We start from the raw sequence: 16,560 nt of genomic DNA, 5'->3' as shown, positions 1-16,560 counted from the left end.
GAGGTTCCACACCATCAACACCGCCGACGCCGCCGTCATCACCAGCACGGCGGCCCACACGGGCCACGGCTCGGTCAGCAGCCGCCGCAGCCGCACCCGCGGAACGCGGTCAGGGGGGGCAACGGCACGCACGAAAACCCACTCTGTCGTTAGCGTCTGCGCAAGTTCTGCCCGCACCCTATGCGCGAGCCGTGTGCTCGCCGAGCGGCACGCTGCGCCGCGGGCGAGGCGGTCCACGCTCCCCAGCGAGCGGTCCGCGACGGCGCTCGCAAGGAGCACGAGCGCGGCGACGACCATGACCGTCGCGAGCCCGCGCAGCCCCGCGTCATCCGCACGCACCGGGAAGAAGAGCCCGGATGCCGCAGCCGCGAGGATCGCCCCGAGATACATGAACGTGCGCAGCAGCCCCGACGATGCTCCGATGCGGACGGGGTCGGCCTGGTGGAACAGGGCGTTCTGCACGGCGAGGTTCACCAGGCCCTGCGGGATGCCGATGATGACGCCGATCGCAGCGAGATACCAGAGCGGGCTCGCGCTCGTCGCGAACAGCAGCATGCCGCACGCGACGAGCTGCGCCGCGGCGCCCACGATCAGCTTCGCGCGCACCTCGGCGCGCCGCCCGGTGAGCGAAGCCACCGCGATGCCGACCACGAACGTCGGCAGCAGCAGCAGACCCGTCGCGGTCGGGTCGAGCCCGCGGTCGTCCTCGAGCCACTGGGTGTACCCGTAGAGGAACGCGTACGACACGACCGCGGCGAGCACCGCGCGCCCGAACGTCACGATGAGCGGCACGTTCCCGGCGAACACCCGCACGTCGATGAACGGTTCGCGTGCGCGCAGCTCGCGCCAGGCGAACAGGCATGCCGCGGCCACCGCGACCCCGAGCAGCCACAGCGTCGAGACCGCCGGCGCCATGAGGAAGAACAGCAGCGTCACGAGGGTGGCCGTGAACAGTGCGATGCCGAGCAGGTCGAACGGGCGGCGCTGCGACGCGGCATCCGCTCTGCGCGGCTCGCGGGGCAGCGTGACGGCTCCGAGCACGAGGCACGCGAGGGAGAGGGGGATGTTGACCGCGAACGTCGCCCGCCACCCGCCGAGGCCGATCAGCAGCCCGCCGAGGGTGGGCCCGATGACGGCGACCGTCTGCGTCGAGACGGAGAGCACCGTCAGCACACCGGCGGGCGAGGCGATGCCGGCGCGGTCGCTCTCGCGTCGGATCAGCGACATGGCCGACGGGTATCCGGCGCAGGTGCCGAATCCGAGGATGACCCGCGCCACGACGAGCACCCAGAGGGCGGGCGCAAGCATGCCGATGATCCCGGCGATGCCGGTGAGCGAGACGCCCACGAGGTAGACCGGCCGGGGGCCGAACCTGTCGACGAGGCGACCGACGACCGGCTGACCGATCGCCGTGGCGACGTAGAGCGCCGAGACGAGCCAGGCTGTCTGGGCCGCGGGGGCGCCGAAGGCCAGCGCGATGGGCACGAGCGCGACGGCGATGATCGACGAGTTGATGGGGTTGAGGATCGCACCGAGCATCATCGACGGCAGCAGCCGACGGTCGAAGCGGTCGGCCGGCGGGCGACGCCGCCCGGCGGGTGCGGCGACGGCGCCGGTCACCGGTCGGCGACCCGGTCGAGCACGGCCGCGGCGCGGATCAGCAGCTGGCGTTCCTGCTCGGTGCAGACCTCGTCGAGTCGTCCGACGATCCACTCGCCGCGGGCGGCGCGGTTGCCCTCCTCGACCTCGGCCCCGGCGGCGGTCAAAGTCACGACCTGCCGTCTGCCGTCGGTCGGGTCGGGGGTACGCGAGATGAGTCCGCGCTGCTCGAGCGCCACGAGCGTCGCGGCCATCGACTGCGGACGGATGCCCTCGAGCTGGGCGAGACCGGCGGCAGTCGCGGCCTCTCCCTTGCTGAGCCGCACGATGACAGATGCCTGGCTGGGCGTGATGTCGTCGTCCGTGGCGACCTCCTGCATGCGCCGCCGCAGCCGACCGAACGCGACCCGGATGTCCTGGGCGGCGGTCACGGCGGAGGCGGAGTGCGCAGTCATATTCGACAGTCTAGCCTGATCAGTTTGACCTGACCAGTTTCGCCTGTTTATCGTGTGGTCATGACGACCTCACGCCCCGCCCTCCTGCTGATGGACTTCCAGCCCGCGATCGTCGCCCGCGGCGGGAGCCCCGAGATCTTCGCCGCCGCACGCACCGCCCTCGACGCGGCCCGCAGCCAGGGCATCCCGGTGTTCTTCGTGCGCGTCGCATTCCGGCCCGGCTTCCCCGAGGTGCCGCAGAGCAACGTCGCCTTCACCGCCCTCGCCGCCGCCGCCGGCGACGCGCTCACGGAGCAGAGCCCCGCGACGCAGATCATCGCCGAGCTCGCACCACTGCCGAGCGAGCCCATCGTCACCAAGCGCCGCTACAGCGCCTTCACCGGCAGCGACCTCGACGTGCTGCTGCGTGGGCAGGGCGTCACGCACCTCGTGCTCGCGGGCATCTCGACCAGCGGGGTCGTGCTCTCGACCTTCCGCCAGGCGTTCGACCTCGACTACGGCCTCACCGTGCTCTCCGACGCGAGCGGCGACGGCGACCCCGAGCTCTCCGACCTGCTACTCACCCGCGTCTTCCCCCGCCAGGGCACCGTCGTCACCGCAGCCGAATGGGCCGCCGGCCTGGAGTGAGCACGGGCGCGATCAGCGCGCGCGCAGCACACCAGGGTCGATGCGGGCGGCGAAGCGGGTGACGTCGAGGCGCCCTCTCAGCGCACGCGCAACACACCCGCATCGATTCGGGCGGTGAAGCGGGTGACGTCCCCGATCTCCTCACCGTCGATCTCGAAGGCGCGCGGCTCGGCGAGGGTGATCTCGATGCGGGTCGCCTGCACGTGACGCATCGTCTCCGTGCTCACGGCGTCGTCGGAACCCCCGAACACGCGACGCAGACCGTTGTCCCACACCACGGTCTTCAGGTTCGCCGCCCACTCGAGCATGCCGGTCGCGCTGACGGCGAGGAGGTCGAGCGTGCCGTCATCGGGTGCCGCGTCAGGCAACAAGGTGATTCCGCCCTGGATGGTGCCGCAGTTGCCGATCAGCACGGTGTGGGCGGATGCCTCGACCGCCTCCCCACCGTCGACGACCGCCGTCACCCCGACCAGCTCCGTCGCCGAGATCGCACGGCCCATCGCCTCCACGTAGGCGAGCCATCCGGCGCGCTTCTTCAGGTCGTCGCTGGTCTCGGCGAGCATGTGGGCATCGAGTCCGAAGCCCACCATCACGACGAACCCGTGGGTCTCGATCGCTCCGTCACGGTCGATGTCGACCCAGCCGAGGTCGATCTGCCGGGCAGATGCCTCGACGGCCCGGGTGAGCGCAGCCTTCACGCTGCCGAGCGGCACCCCGAGGTTGCGCGCCAGCAGGTTCCCGGTCCCCCGCGGCACGATGGCGAGCTCGGTGTCCGTACCCGCGAGCACCTCCGCGACAGCTCGAACGGTGCCGTCGCCGCCGGCGGCGATCACCAGCGTGCAGCCGTCGGCGAGCGCCGCGCGGGCGGGCCCCTGACCCGGGTCATCCGGAGTCGTCTCGAACCACGAGGCATCCGTCACACCGACCGCGGCGAGCGACTTCTCGAGCTGCTCGCGCTCGATCTTGCTGGGATTGAACACGATTCCGATGCGCGCGGGGGTCACACGCCCATTCTGTCTGGTCAAATCACCGACGGGAGGCGGATAATACGTGCCATGCCCCGCCCCGGATACTCGGCGATCTCCAGCTTTTCGCGCGTGCGCATCCTGCACCTGCTGCAGGAGAGCCCCCAGCGCACCATCAGCGACCTGTGTGAGATCACGGGCCTGCATCCGAACACGGTGCGCGAGCACGTGCAGCGGCTGATCGACGGCGGGTACGTCGTGCCCGAGGTCGAGAAGCGCACGACGCGCGGCCGCCCTCGCGTGCTCTACTCGGCCGCCGATGGCGTGCAGGACTGGAGCCCGATCGCCGCCCGCAAGGCGCGCGACGCTGCCGAGCGCGGCGACCTGATGCGGCGCGTCATGCCCTGGACCGACGATCACGCCCTCGAGAACGACGCCGTGCACCAGCTCGACGCGCTCGTGGAGGACCTCGGCGACGCCGGCTTCGACCCGGTCGTCGACCAGCACCAGCTCACCGTCGACCTGAGCCCGTGCCCACACTCGGGCTCGGAGAGCGGAAACCGCTCCGTGCTGTGCGCCGTGCACCTCAACCTCATGGACGGCGTCCTCGCGCAGGCACGGGGACCGCTGCGGGTCGAGGGCATGGCCCCGACGTGCAACCCGCACGACTGCGTCGTGCACCTGACCCGCTGAGGTCGGCGCACCCGCACGCGGCCGTCAGCCGCCGATCGCGTTCATCCCGCGCTGCGGCTGCACGAACCCGGGTTCGTCGATGCCGTGCGAACGCCGCTTTCCCGCGACGCACGCGCGCAGCACCTCGTCGATGTCTCCGACCGCGCCGCCGCGCAGCACGGGCACGAGGTCGTACTCTGACCGCGAGAACAGGCAGTTGCGCAGCTGACCGTCGGCGGTCAGTCGCAGTCGGTCGCACCCCGCGCAGAACGGCGCAGTCACGGAGGCGATGACCCCGACCGATGCCGGACCGCCATCGAGCAGGAAGCGCTCAGCGGGGGCGTGCTCGCGCTCGCCCGCCGGCACGAGCCGCCAGCGCTCACCGAGCGCGGCGAGGATCTCCTCGCGGGTGACCAGCTGCGCGCGGTCCCACGTGTGCGAGACATCCAGAGGCATCTGCTCGATGAAACGCAGCTCAGCCCGGATCGAGAGCGCGAACTCCACCAGCTCGACCAGCTCGTCGTCGTTGACGCCCCGCATGGCGACGGCGTTCAGCTTCACCGGGGCGAGAGCGGATGCCGCCGCCCCCCGCACGCCCGCGAGCACCTCGTCGAGGCGGTCTCGACGAGTGAGGGCGGCGAAGCGATCGCGGCGAAGGGTGTCGAGCGAGATGTTGACGCGGGCAAGCCCGGCGTCGATGAGCTCGGGGAGACGCCGGTCGAGCCCGATGCCGTTCGTCGTCATCGCGACTTCGACCGGTCCCCCGGGCCCTTCGAGCACCGACAGGCGGGAGACGATCTCCGCGAGGTCGCGGCGCAGCAGCGGCTCCCCGCCCGTCAGGCGCAAGGTGTTCACGCCGGCGGCGACGGCCACCGTCGCCACCTGCACGATCTCGTCCACGGTGAGGATGCTCTCGCGCGCGAGCCACTCGTTGCCCTGCTCCGGCATGCAGTAGGTGCAGCGCAGCGAGCAGCGGTCGGTCAGGGAGATCCGCAGGTCGCTGTGCACCCGGCCGTGGGTGTCGACGAGCGGCGCGATCATGTCTCGAGGCTAATGCCGCGGCATCCACCCGGGACGCGATCGGCCCCGAGCGCGGGCCAAAGGATCAATTATTCACGGCGAAACTCCACGGGCCTCACGGGAGCAAGCTGGGAGACTCCTTAGTGAGCCGAGACACGGCTCCGCCGGCCACGCCGACGCGCTGTGCACCCTCTGTAGGAGGCGACTTTCCATGGATCTTCTCGATCCGCTCGCACTGGCCCGCTGGCAATTCGGGCTCACGACGCTCTACCACTTCCTCTTCGTTCCGCTGACGCTGGGCATGGGCCTGGTCGTCGCCATCTTCCAGACGACCTGGGTGCGCACCGGCAACGTGCGGTGGCTGCAGCTGACCCGACTGTTCGGAAGCCTGTTCCTCATCAACTTCGCGATGGGCGTCGTCACCGGCATCGTGCAGGAGTTCCAGTTCGGCATGAACTGGTCGGACTACTCGCGCTTCGTGGGCGACGTCTTCGGCGCCCCGCTCGCGTTCGAGGGTCTGCTCGCGTTCTTCCTCGAGGCGACGTTCCTCGGGCTCTGGATCTTCGGCTGGGACCGCCTGCCGAAGAAGCTGCACCTCGCGACGATCTGGATCGCGTGGGCGGGCGCCAGCATCTCGGCGTACATCATCCTCGCGGCCAACGCGTGGATGCAGAACCCGGTCGGCTACACGATGTCCGCCGACGGCAAGCGCGCCGAGATGACCGACTTCTTCGCAGTGGTCACCAACAGAGTGGCTCTCGCGACCTTCCCGCACACGATGTTCGCGTCGTTCATGTTCGCGGCCGGCGTCGTGATCGCCGTCGCCGCGTGGCACCTGTCGCGCAAGCAGCACATCGACATCATGCGTCCGGCACTGCGGTTCGGGCTCTGGTTCATGATCGCCTCGTTCGTCGGCGTGTTCATCGCGGGCGATCTGCTGGGCCTCCAGATGGTGGCGACCCAGCCCATGAAGATGGCCTCCGCCGAAGCGCTGTACAACACGGCCTGCGGGGCGAATGCCTCGTTCTCCATCTTCTCGCTCGGCACACCAGACGGCACCCAGGAGATCTGGTCGCTGCGCGTGCCGTACCTGCTCGCGTTCCTCTCCGAGCACGACTTCACAGCGTGCGTGCAGGGCATCAACGACCTGCAGGCCCAGTACACGACGCAGTGGGGCCCCGGCGACTACACGCCCACCATCTGGATCACCTACTGGTCGTTCCGCTGGATGATCGGCTTCGGCGGACTCGCGGCCGTGATCTCGGCTGTCGGCCTCTGGCTCACGCGCAAGAACGCGAAGCGGCCCGTCCCGACGTGGGCGTGGAAGGTCGCGATCTGGAGCGCGCCGCTGCCGCTATTCGGCAGCCTCGTCGGCTGGATCTTCACCGAGATGGGACGGCAGCCCTGGATCGTGTTCGGCCTGATGAGAACCGCGAACGGCGTCTCGCCCAATGTGCCGGGCTGGACGGTACTGATCTCGCTGATCGCCTTCACCGCGATCTATGCCGCGCTCGCGGTCGTCGAGTTCCGCCTCATCGTCAAGACCGCGAAGGCCGGCCCGTTCCCGATCCTCGGGGGCAAGTCCGGTGAGTTCGAGGGCGGCGAGAAGCGCGAGGCCGACGCCGACGACATCCACATCCCCACGACGGTCTACTGAGCGGAAAGGAACATCATCATGGACCTCTCATACCTCTGGTTCTGGATCGTCGGAGTGCTCTTCGTCGGCTACTTCGTGCTCGACGGCTTCGACTTCGGCGTGGGCATGTCCCTGCCCTTCCTCGGCAAGGACGACATCTCCCGTCGCCAGGTGATCAACACGATCGGCCCCGTCTGGGACCTCAACGAGACCTGGCTGATCGTGGCGGGCGCGTGCCTGTTCGCCGCCTTCCCGGAGTGGTACGCCACCCTGTTCAGCGGCTTCTACCTCGCGCTGCTGCTGATCCTGCTCTCGCTGATCCTGCGCGGCGTCTCGTTCGAGTACCGGCACCGCGGGGCATCCGAGAAGTGGAAGCGGCGCTTCGACACCCTCATCGTGATCGGCTCCGTGCTCCCCGCGCTCCTGTGGGGCGTCGCGGTCGCCAACATCGTGCAGGGGGTGCCGCTGGATGCCGACCACAACTTCACCGGGTCGCTTCTGACGCTGCTCAACCCCTACGGGCTGCTCGGCGGGGTCACCCTCGTGCTCGTCTTCTTCACCCACGGTCTCTACTTCGTTGCCCTGAAGACCGACGGTCAGGTGCACACCGACGCGAAGCGCCTCGCCACCAAGGCGGGTGTGGTCACGGTCGTGGTCGCGGCGGCGTTCCTCATCTGGACGATCGTCATGGCCGCCTCGAAGGGTGCCCCGGCGCTCGGGTTCGCGATCGCCGCCGCCGCGATCGCCGCGGTCGCCCTCATCGCGTCGATCCTGGCGAACCTTCGCGACAAGCAGGGCTGGGCCTTCACGTTCGGCGTATTGACCGTCGCGTTCGCGGTGCTGACCCTGTGGTTCTCGCTCTTCCCGAACGTGATGCCCTCCACCACCGACCCGGCGGGCACCCTCACGATCGAGAACGCGTCGAGCACGCCGTACACGTTGACGATCATGACCTGGGCGGCGTTCATCTTCCTGCCGCTCGTGCTGCTCTACCAGGGCTGGACGTACTGGGTCTTCCGCAAGCGCGTCACCCGCAGCTTCATCGAGAAGGCGGCGGCATCGGCACACTGACCGAGACCTCACCCACGCGGATGCCGCGGCCCCTCCCCGGGCCGCGGCATCCGTCGTCGTGGGCGAGGTGGTTTTGCCCGGCGGCGCTCGCAGGTGCCGTCCGGGCGCATGAGGCAGGATCGAAGACGTGACCCCCGACGGCCCGGCCGATCCCCCCGTGCGGCGGGGACCCCTGGATCCGCGTCTGCTGCGGTACGCGCGCGCGACCCGCGGGTTCCTCGCGGTGCAAGCGGCGATCGTGCTGGCGCAGAGCGGTGTGATCGTGGGGTTCGCATGGGTGGTCTCCCGCGCGCTCACCGGCGCGATCGGCGGTGCGCCGGTCGGCGAGCTGCTGTCGCTCGTCGCGGCGGGTGCAGCGCTCGTGCTGGTGCGCGGGGTGTTGATCGCGGCGTCGGAGCGGGTGTCGGCGGCAGGGGCCGCGCGCGCGTCGCTCCAGCTGCGCGCCGCCCTCATCGCCGCCGTCGAGAAGCTCGGTCCCACGTGGTTGTCGCAGCGCAGCACCACCGCGTTGGCGGTGACCGCCGGGCACGGACTCGAGGCGCTCGACGCCTACTTCGGGCGCTACCTCCCGCAGCTGGTGGCGACGGCGATCACCATGCCGATCGTCATCGTGGCGATCCTGCTGGCCGACCCGCTGTCGGCGGTGATCGTCGTGCTCACGATGCCGCTCATCCCGATCTTCATGGTGCTCATCGGTCTCGCGACCGGCGCAGTGCAGCGCCGGCAGTTCGACACGCTCACCACCCTCGCGACCCGGTTCGCCGACACCGTGCAGGGACTCGGCACGCTCAAGATCTTCGGCCGTCAGCACCGTGCCGCCGACAGTATCGACGAGGTGACCGGGCGCTACAAGCACGAGACGATGTCGGTCCTGCGGGTGTCGTTCCTCTCGGGTTTCGCGCTCGAGTTCCTCGCATCCATCTCGGTCGCCATCGTCGCGGTGACGATCGGCTTCCGGCTCCTCGACGGTGAGATGGTGCTGCTCGTGGGCCTGTTCGCCCTGCTCCTGGCCCCCGAGGCGTATCTGCCGCTGCGGCAGGTGGGTGCGCAGTTCCACGCTTCCGCCGAGGGGATGGCCGCGACATCCGGCATCTTCGCGGTGCTCGACGCCGCGCGCGCTCAGGGCGGTCGGACGCGCGCCGTCACCGCCCCCACGGCGGAGGGGGGTGCGCTTCTGACGGCGCGCGGGCTGCGGGTTCCGCGCGGCGAGCGGATGATCGGTCCGATCGACCTCGACGTGCGCGCGGGCGAGGTCGTGCTGCTCGAGGGTGCCAGCGGGGCGGGGAAGTCGAGCGTCATCGCGGCACTGCTCGGCTTCGCCCACGCGGAGGGCGAGATCAGCGGCGGCGCGCGCGCGGCCATCGCGTGGATGCCCCAGCGCGCCGGGCTGCTCTCGGGAACCGTGGCGGAGAATGTGGCGCTTGGCGCCGATACCCCCGATGCCGTGCTCGTCGCCCGATGCCTCACCGATGCCGCGGCGGGCGATGTCGACGCGGGCATCGTGCTGGGCGCCGGCGGGGCGGGGCTCTCGGGCGGACAGGCTCAGCGCGTCGCGTTGGCGCGCGCCCTGTACCGGCTGCGTGCGACCGACGCCCGGGTGCTCGTGCTCGACGAGCCCACGAGCGCCCTCGACACGGACACGGAAGCTCAGGTGTGGGCGTCGGTGCGGGCTGCCGCCGATGCCGGCGCCGGCGTGCTGCTGGTCTCCCACCGCCCGAGCGCGCGGGCGATCGCAGACCGCCGTGTGGCCGTGGCATCCGTTCTCGTGCTGCCTGCGGAGGTGCCACAGTGAGCACCGTCAGCGACCCGCGCACCGCCGAGACCGCGCGCATCCTGCGCGACGCGCAACCGTCCGCCCGCCGCTTCTCCCCCGCCGTGCTCACGGGGTTCGGCACCGCCATCAGCTCGATCGCGCTGCTGGCAGCGAGCGGATGGCTCATCACCCGCGCCGCGGAGCAGCCGAGCGTCATCTTCATCTCGGCGGTCGTCGTCGCAGTGCGCGCGTTCGCGATCGGGCGCGGCGTGTTCCGTTACGGCGAGCGCCTCACGAGTCATGACGCGACCCTCGGGCAGCTCGCGCGGGTGCGTGCCGGGCTGGTGCGACGCCTCGTGCCCCTGGCCCCCGACGGCCTCGGCGGCGCCCGCCGCGGCGCCCTGCTGTCGAACCTCGTCGACGATGTCGAGGAGCTGCAGAACCTGCCGCTGCGCGTCGTGCTGCCCCTCGTCGTCGCCGCGACCACGAGCCTCGCGAGTGTCGTGTTCGTGGCGTTCGTCTCCCTTCCGGCCGCGGCCGTGCTGCTCGGATGCCTCGTGCTCGCGTTCGCTCTCGCGGTCTGGGTGGGGGCCGCGCTCGGCGCGCGCGCCGAGCGCTCACTCGCCCCGCTGCGCTCACGACTCTCCGACGCGCTCGTGGACGAGCTCGGGGCGCTCGACGTCCTCCAGGCGTACGGCGCCCAGGCTGCGGCATCCGCTCGGGTGCGCATCGCCGATGAGGCGCTGCGTCGCGCGACAGTGCGCCGCGCGACGGCACAGGGCGCGACGAGCGGAGCGGTGTCGCTGGTGGCGGGCCTCGCCTCGCTGCTGGTGCTGCTGTCGGCGCAGCCCGCATTCGCGGGCGGAAGCCTCGACGGGCCCTGGCTCGCGCTCATCGTGCTCATGCCCATGGCGATCTTCGAGGTGTTCGGTCCCGTGCCGCTCGCCCTCGCGTCCTGGCGGCAGGTGCGCGGCGCGGCCCAGCGCATCGCCGACACCGTGCCGGCAGAGATCCCGGCCGAGCTCGTGCGCGACGAGCCCGCCCCGACCGGCGAGGCGCCGCCGCTCGGCACGGGACTCTCGCTGCGCGGCATGAGCGCGGCCTGGCCGCAGCGCGCGGGTGTCCGCGATGAGGCCGACGACGCGGGCCGACTCGTCGACGTCAGCCTCGATGTCGCGCCCGGCGAGCGGGTTCTCGTGACCGGCCCGAGCGGTGCGGGAAAGACGACCCTCGCCCACGTGCTGGTGCGCTTCCTCGACTACAGCGGCTCGTTCACCATCGGCGGACGCGAAGCGTCCACGCTCGCCGGCGATGACCTGCGACGCACGATCGGCCTCGTCGAGCAGAACCCGTACCTGTTCGACGAGTCGATCCGGCAGAACCTGCTGTTCGCCGACGACGGCGCCTCCGACGCGCATCTGTGGGCGGCGCTCGGTCGGGTCGGCCTCGAGGACTGGGCACGCGACCGCGGCGGCCTCGACTCACGACTGGGCGAACGCGGTGCACTCGCCTCGGGCGGGCAGGCGCAACGTCTCGCGCTGGCACGCGCCCTCCTCGCCGACTTCGCGGTGCTGGTGCTCGACGAGCCCACCGCGGGGGTCGACCCCGCGGCATCCGACGCGCTCCTCGACGACCTGCTCACCGCTGTCGGCGACGACCACGCCGTCGTGCTCGTCTCGCACGTCGCCGTGCCCGCTCACCTCATCGATCGCGAGGTGCGCATCGTCGCGGGCAGGATGACCGCATGAGCGACCTCGTCAGCGTGCGCGAAGCCCGCCGCGAGGACGCCTGGGGCATCGCCCGCGTGCGCGTGGACACCTGGCGCGTCGCCTATGACGGACTCATCGACGACCGGATCCTCGCGGCGCTCGACCCCGAACGCGAGGGGCACCGGCGCGCCGAGCTCTGGCTCGAGAACACCGCAGCTGCCGGCGCCGCTCAATTCGTCGCAGAGCAGAACGGAGTGATCGTCGGATGGGCGGCCGTCGGCGCCTGCCGCGACGACGACCGACCCGGCACCGGCGAGCTGCACGCGATCTACGTGCACCCCTCGCTCTGGTCGGCCGGCGTCGGGCATGAGCTCCTCACCGCGGCCACGGCATCACTGCGTTCGTCGGGGTTCGCCGAGGCATCCCTGTGGGTGCTCGACCGCAACGAACGCGCGGCCGGCTTCTACGAACGGCACGGGTGGATCGAGGACGGCGCCGTCAAGAGCGAGCAATCTTCTCTCGCCGAGGCCCCGCCGCTCATCGAACGCCGGCGCGTCATCCGCTTCGAGTGAGGATGCCGCGGCCCGACGGACGTCACAGAGTCGCTCGGCCGGGACTGCTATAAACGAAGCTCATCACGAAGCGATCCGGGGGGACATCGTGACAGCGGGTGCGCAGGGGGAACACGATTCGCTCGAGGAGTTCGCGGCGGGCCTGCGGCAGCTGCGGCTCGAGGCGGACAGCCCGACGCTGGAACGCCTGCATCGCGAGACGGGAGTCTCCCGCACCGTGCTCTCCGAGGCCTTCAACGGCAGGAAGCTGCCGTCGGCGCGCACGGTCGATCGGATCGCGGTCGCGTGCGGCGGCGATGCCCGCGGGTGGGCGACACGGCGCGACCGACTCGCACAGCGCGATGCTCCGCCGCCTGCGGCCAGAACCATCCGGCCCGCGCCCGTCACCGTGGCGCGACGTGTCGCGCTCGTGTGGGCAGCGGCCGCGTTCGTGCTCGGGACCGTTGTGACGGCGGCCATCGCTCTCACCGTCACCCACGTGGCTCGAGGCACAGCGCCGCCGCCTTCCGTCGCGGTGCGGGACGGCAGCGACCCGGCATCGACCTCCTGCGCCAACGATGCCCGCGTCGTCACCGGCGACGTGCGGGACAGCGGGCGCGTGGAGATCGAGATCCTGTGGTCCGACGCCTGCTCTGCCGCCTGGGCGCGGGTGAGTCGAGACGATGGCACCGATCGGGGCGCGACCCTCTCCGTCGCGATCTATCCGCAGAGCGCACCCGGCGGACCGCATCGGCAGAGCATCACGGTTCAGGGTGGAACCGTCGCGACCACTCCGCTGCTCGTGCGGGTGTCGGCCGACGAGCGACTGTGCGCGACGGGTGCGGTGACGGTGGCGGGCACCCCGGTCGAGCTCGGCACGCCGATCTGCATCTGACCGGCCGCGGAGGCCGCTCAGCCGAGCACGACACCGAACGCCTGCGTGCCCGGTTGCGACGGCAGGCGGGTGAACCCCAGCCGATCGTAGAAGCCGAGGGCAACGGCGTTGTCCGCCGCGGCCACGAGGTGGAGTCCTGGCACGCCGGCATCAGCGAGCGCCGCCCGCTGCGCGTCGATGAGACGGCGCCCCCAGCCGGCACCCTGGGCCGCGGGGAGCAGGTCGATGTGCAGGTGCGCCGGATACGTGTCGGCGAACGGCTCGGCGCCCGCGCGCCGGCCGTCGGCGTAACGCCGCAGTTCCGCCTCGCGGTGCGACAGGCCCGGGGCATCCGGCTCACGACGACGCACCGGCCACCAGTCGGTGCGGAACCACTCCTCGAACGCATCGGTGTCGGGAGCGGCGACGCAGTACCCGACCACGGCATCGTCCGCGTCCGCGATGACGAAGGCAAACTCGGGATGTCGCACCGTGTACGGCAGCGCGAAGACGTCGGCCCACAGCGCGTCATCCGACAGCAGGCCGGTCGCGTCGCCGCCGAGATCGGCGGTACGCAGGCATACGTCCGCGATCCGCGGGCGGTCGTCGGCACGGAGGGCGCGGAGCGTGTGGGGCATCCGCGCAGACTATCGGCCGCCCCGAACTCGTCTCCGCACCCGGAGTTGCCACGTGATGCGCCCGGACGCAACCCCTGCCGCGCAGCGGGATGGGGTGATATACACGGACTGTCGGTACTGGGGAAGAAGTATCGGCGTCATGCGCGAGCAGCTGTCGGAGGGCTGGTGCCATGGAGGGGATGAATCGTGTCGAAGATGATGTCAGTGCTTTCGCTGCCGACCTGAGAAGGCTGCGGCTGCATGCCGACAACCCGACCCTGACGCGTCTGCAGCACACGTCGGGGGTGTCCAAGAGCGTGCTCTCGGAGGCCCTCGCGGGTCGGCATCTGCCGTCGGTGCGCACCGTCGACGCGCTCGTGCGCGCGCTCGGTGACGGCGATCACCGCGACGACTGGATCAGCCGCCGCGACGAGCTTGCGGAGCAGCGGATGCCGACGCTCGAGCATCCGAGCGGGCCGATCCCCACGGGCGCGGCGCCGATCCCGAACGACCTGCAGCGCAGCGTGACCGCGAAGGCGACGGTCGCGATCGCCGGTGTCGCACTGATCGCGGGCGTGGCGCTCGGGTCGTGGTCGACCGCGTGGATCCTGTCGCTGCGCTGATCAGCGCGGACCGGGCGCCCCGTTGTCACGCAGCCAGCCGGCCTCGCCGGCGAGGGCGGCACTGAACGCGGTCGCGGGGGCCGCGAGCACGTCGGCTGTGGCGGCGAGCTGAACGATATGGCCTGCCTCGAGCACGCACAGCCGCGCCGCGAGCGCGACCGCGTCGGCGACATGGTGCGTGGCGAGCACCGTGGTGGTCGCCGGCAGCGACGCGATGGCCGCGCGCACATCCTGCGCGGTGAGCGGGTCGAGCGAGGTGGACGGCTCGTCGAGCAGCAGCACATCGGGCTCCGTGACGATCGCGCGGGCGAGGGCGACCCGCTGCCGCTGACCGCCGGACAAGGCGTCGGGACGACGGGATGCCGCGGCCCCCACACCGAGCCGGTCGAGCCAGTCCTGCGCGCGTGCACGCGCGACCGACCGGGGCACCCCGCGCGCCCGTGGCCCGAATGCGACGTTGTCGAGGGCGCTGAGGTGCGGGAACAGGTGGGGGTCCTGCGAGAGAAGCACCACGCGACGCCGCGCCGGGGGCACCGTGCGCGCGGGCGTCGACAGCTCGCGCCCGCCCACCGCGATGCGGCCGTCGTCCAGCGGCACGAGACCGGCGAGGGCGCCCAGCAGGGTCGACTTGCCCGCACCGCTCGGCCCCATGACCGCGATCGTCTCGCCGGGTGCGACGGCGAGGGCCGCGTCGAGGTCGAAGCCGTCGCGGCGCACGACGACCCGGGCGTCGAGCGAGGAGGTCATCGCACGCTCCCGAACCGCCACGCCCGCACGGCGACGAGCACCGCGATCGAGGTGACGAGCAGCAGCAGCGACAGCGCGACGGCCGTGGAGGTGTCGACGCCGGCCCCGTTGAACGCGGTGTAGATCGCGAGCGGCATGGTCTGCGTCACTCCCGGTGCGTTGCCCGCGAACAGCGCCGTCGCACCGAACTCGCCCATCGCCCGCGCGAAGCACAGGACCGTGCCGGCGACCAGCCCCGGGGCGGCGAGCGGAAGGGTGACACGCCGCAGCACGGTCCAAGGTCCGGCGCCGAGCGATGCGGCCGCGACCTCATACCCCGATCCTCGGGCGCGCAGCGCACCCTCGAGGGACAGCACGAGGAACGGCAGCGCGACGAACACCTGCGCGATCACGACAGCGGTCGTCGTGAACGGAAGTCGCACGCCGATGCCCGCGAGCAGGACGCCGCCCCATCCGTTCCGTCCGAACAGATACAGCAGCGCCACGCCGCCCACCATCGGCGGCAGCACGAGCGGCACGGTCACGGCCGCACGCAGCACCGCGGCGAGGCGCGGGCCCGACCGGGCGATGAGCAGTGCGAGCGGAGCACCGAGCACGAGGCATCCGAGGGTCGCGACGACCGCTGTCGACAGCGAGAGCCCCAGCGCCGACAGCGCGTCGGGCGACGTGATGTCCGCCGGGAGCGTCGCCCAGTCCACCCGAGCGACCAGCGCGGCGAGCGGCACGACGAGAAGCGCCAGCCCGAGCACGGCCGGCACCACGAGCACCCGCGGAAGTGTGCGGGTGCCGTGCGCGCCGGCGCGGCGTCGGATCACGGGGCTCCGAAGCCGTAGCTCTGCAGGATCTGCTCACCCGCCGCGCTCGTCACGAACGCCGTGAAGGCGGCCGCCGCGGTCGGATTCGGGGCGCCGGCGAGGGCGGCGATCGGGTACTCATTGACGACCTGGTCGGCTCCGGCGGGGACGATGGCGGTCACACCGCTCGCCCCGCGAACGTCGGTCGCGTAGACGAGGCCGGCGTCAGCCGCACCGGATGACACCTTCGTGAGCACGGCGGTGACGTTCTGCTCCTGGCTGACAGGGGTCACCGAGACGCCCTGGTTCTTCAGCAGGGTCTGGGACGCCGAGCCGCACGGCACGGCCGGCGCGCACAGCACGACCGACACCCCCGGGCGCGCGAGGTCGGCGAGGGTCGCGATGCGCGCGGGATTCGCCGACGGAACCGCGATCACGAGCGTGTTGGTCGCGAAGTTCTGCGGGGAGGAGGCGAGTTTCGCGTCCGTGACCTTCGTCATGTTCTTGGTGTCCGCCGACGCGAACACGTCGACGGGCGCGCCCTCGACGATCTGGGTGGCGAGCGTCGACGAGCCGTCGTAGACGATCGGCTTGACCGTCACCTGCGGATACTCGGCCTCGAACGCCGTCGCGACAGCCTGGAAGGCGTTGCGCAGTGATGCGGCCGCGTAGATCGTGAGGTCACCGCTGGGGGCGGCGGCGACCGACGAGCTCGCCGACGGGGTCGCCGAGCTCGATGCGTCGCTCGCGCACGCCGTGGCGCCGAGCAGGACGGATGCCGCGGCGACCGCGGCAAGGATGAGGCGACGGGCGTTCATGGGCAGCTGCTCCTCGGGTGCGAGTGGGG

17 protein-coding genes are annotated in these 16,560 nt (G+C 71.4%); 9 read left to right on the top strand and 8 right to left on the bottom strand.

The annotated features are described in order from the left end of the window. The coding region (locus ABT08_RS03895; RefSeq protein WP_288114053.1) for an MFS transporter at positions 1-1,620 on the bottom strand (1,620 nt) is incomplete at its 3' end. Further along, positions 1,617-2,054, bottom strand: a complete 438-nt coding sequence (locus tag ABT08_RS03890; protein WP_056207504.1) for a MarR family winged helix-turn-helix transcriptional regulator — start codon at positions 2,052-2,054, stop codon at positions 1,617-1,619. The genes ABT08_RS03890 and ABT08_RS03895, both read right to left, overlap by 4 nt. A 60-nt stretch (positions 2,055-2,114) precedes the next feature. On the opposite strand from ABT08_RS03890, the gene ABT08_RS03885 reads away from it, so the two are divergent. Continuing rightward, entirely contained in the window at positions 2,115-2,681 is a 567-nt protein-coding gene (locus tag ABT08_RS03885; protein ID WP_056207506.1) for a cysteine hydrolase family protein, read from the top strand. 77 nt (positions 2,682-2,758) lie between these two features. Here the strand turns inward: ABT08_RS03885 and ABT08_RS03880 are convergent, their stop codons facing one another. Next, on the bottom strand, positions 2,759-3,685 hold the full coding sequence (locus ABT08_RS03880; protein ID WP_056519435.1) for a diacylglycerol/lipid kinase family protein: 927 nt from the start codon (positions 3,683-3,685) through the stop codon (positions 2,759-2,761). Positions 3,686-3,736: 51 nt separating this feature from the next. On the opposite strand from ABT08_RS03880, the gene ABT08_RS03875 reads away from it, so the two are divergent. Beyond that, positions 3,737-4,339, top strand: a complete 603-nt coding sequence (locus tag ABT08_RS03875; RefSeq protein ID WP_288114052.1) for a helix-turn-helix transcriptional regulator — start codon at positions 3,737-3,739, stop codon at positions 4,337-4,339. A gap of 24 nt (positions 4,340-4,363) precedes the next feature. Here the strand turns inward: ABT08_RS03875 and moaA are convergent, their stop codons facing one another. Beyond that, positions 4,364-5,359 carry a GTP 3',8-cyclase MoaA gene (moaA, locus tag ABT08_RS03870; protein WP_288114051.1) on the bottom strand — a complete coding sequence of 332 codons (996 nt, stop codon included), beginning with the start codon at positions 5,357-5,359 and terminating at the stop codon, positions 4,364-4,366. Between the two features lie 190 nt (positions 5,360-5,549). On the opposite strand from moaA, the gene ABT08_RS03865 reads away from it, so the two are divergent. The 6 genes from ABT08_RS03865 to ABT08_RS03840 all read left to right on the top strand — a co-directional run bounded on the left by ABT08_RS03865 (position 5,550) and on the right by ABT08_RS03840 (position 12,953). After that, positions 5,550-6,995: a cytochrome ubiquinol oxidase subunit I gene (locus ABT08_RS03865; RefSeq protein ID WP_056207512.1), complete on the top strand. Its 1,446-nt coding sequence runs from the start codon at positions 5,550-5,552 to the stop codon at positions 6,993-6,995. A gap of 18 nt (positions 6,996-7,013) precedes the next feature. Then, entirely contained in the window at positions 7,014-8,045 is a 1,032-nt protein-coding gene (gene cydB / locus ABT08_RS03860) for a cytochrome d ubiquinol oxidase subunit II (RefSeq protein ID WP_045247298.1), read from the top strand. A gap of 127 nt (positions 8,046-8,172) precedes the next feature. After that, positions 8,173-9,837: a thiol reductant ABC exporter subunit CydD gene (cydD, locus tag ABT08_RS03855; RefSeq protein ID WP_288114050.1), complete on the top strand. Its 1,665-nt coding sequence runs from the start codon at positions 8,173-8,175 to the stop codon at positions 9,835-9,837. Next, positions 9,834-11,546, top strand: a complete 1,713-nt coding sequence (gene cydC, locus ABT08_RS03850) for a thiol reductant ABC exporter subunit CydC (protein WP_288114049.1) — start codon at positions 9,834-9,836, stop codon at positions 11,544-11,546. Before cydD ends, cydC begins: the two co-directional genes overlap by 4 nt. Then, on the top strand, positions 11,543-12,079 hold the full coding sequence (locus tag ABT08_RS03845; protein WP_288114047.1) for a GNAT family N-acetyltransferase: 537 nt from the start codon (positions 11,543-11,545) through the stop codon (positions 12,077-12,079). Before cydC ends, ABT08_RS03845 begins: the two co-directional genes overlap by 4 nt. Positions 12,080-12,167: 88 nt before the next feature. After that, positions 12,168-12,953: a helix-turn-helix domain-containing protein gene (locus ABT08_RS03840; RefSeq protein ID WP_056207518.1), complete on the top strand. Its 786-nt coding sequence runs from the start codon at positions 12,168-12,170 to the stop codon at positions 12,951-12,953. A 17-nt stretch (positions 12,954-12,970) separates the two neighbouring features. Here ABT08_RS03840 and ABT08_RS03835 read toward each other — a convergent pair whose 3' ends face one another. Next, complete coding sequence (locus tag ABT08_RS03835; protein WP_288114046.1) at positions 12,971-13,570, bottom strand: GNAT family N-acetyltransferase; 600 nt, start codon at positions 13,568-13,570, stop codon at positions 12,971-12,973. Between the two features lie 179 nt (positions 13,571-13,749). On the opposite strand from ABT08_RS03835, the gene ABT08_RS03830 reads away from it, so the two are divergent. Then, positions 13,750-14,172, top strand: a complete 423-nt coding sequence (locus ABT08_RS03830) for a helix-turn-helix domain-containing protein (protein WP_056207522.1) — start codon at positions 13,750-13,752, stop codon at positions 14,170-14,172. Here the strand turns inward: ABT08_RS03830 and ABT08_RS03825 are convergent, their stop codons facing one another. The 3 genes from ABT08_RS03825 to modA are packed head-to-tail and all read right to left on the bottom strand — an operon-like array spanning position 14,173 to position 16,531. Next, positions 14,173-14,919: an ABC transporter ATP-binding protein gene (locus ABT08_RS03825; protein ID WP_288114045.1), complete on the bottom strand. Its 747-nt coding sequence runs from the start codon at positions 14,917-14,919 to the stop codon at positions 14,173-14,175. Then, positions 14,916-15,734: an ABC transporter permease gene (locus ABT08_RS03820; RefSeq protein WP_200930866.1), complete on the bottom strand. Its 819-nt coding sequence runs from the start codon at positions 15,732-15,734 to the stop codon at positions 14,916-14,918. Before ABT08_RS03820 ends, ABT08_RS03825 begins: the two co-directional genes overlap by 4 nt. After that, positions 15,731-16,531, bottom strand: coding sequence for a molybdate ABC transporter substrate-binding protein (modA, locus tag ABT08_RS03815; RefSeq protein ID WP_056207526.1), 801 nt, complete (start codon positions 16,529-16,531; stop codon positions 15,731-15,733). The genes ABT08_RS03820 and modA overlap by 4 nt, the downstream gene beginning before the upstream one ends. Between the last annotated feature and the right edge of the window lie 29 nt (positions 16,532-16,560).

Source organism: Microbacterium sp. SCN 71-21, from assembly GCF_001725695.1.
Classification (GTDB): Bacteria; Actinomycetota; Actinomycetes; order Actinomycetales; family Microbacteriaceae; genus Microbacterium; species Microbacterium ginsengisoli.
This window is presented reverse-complemented; position numbering and strand designations above follow the sequence as displayed.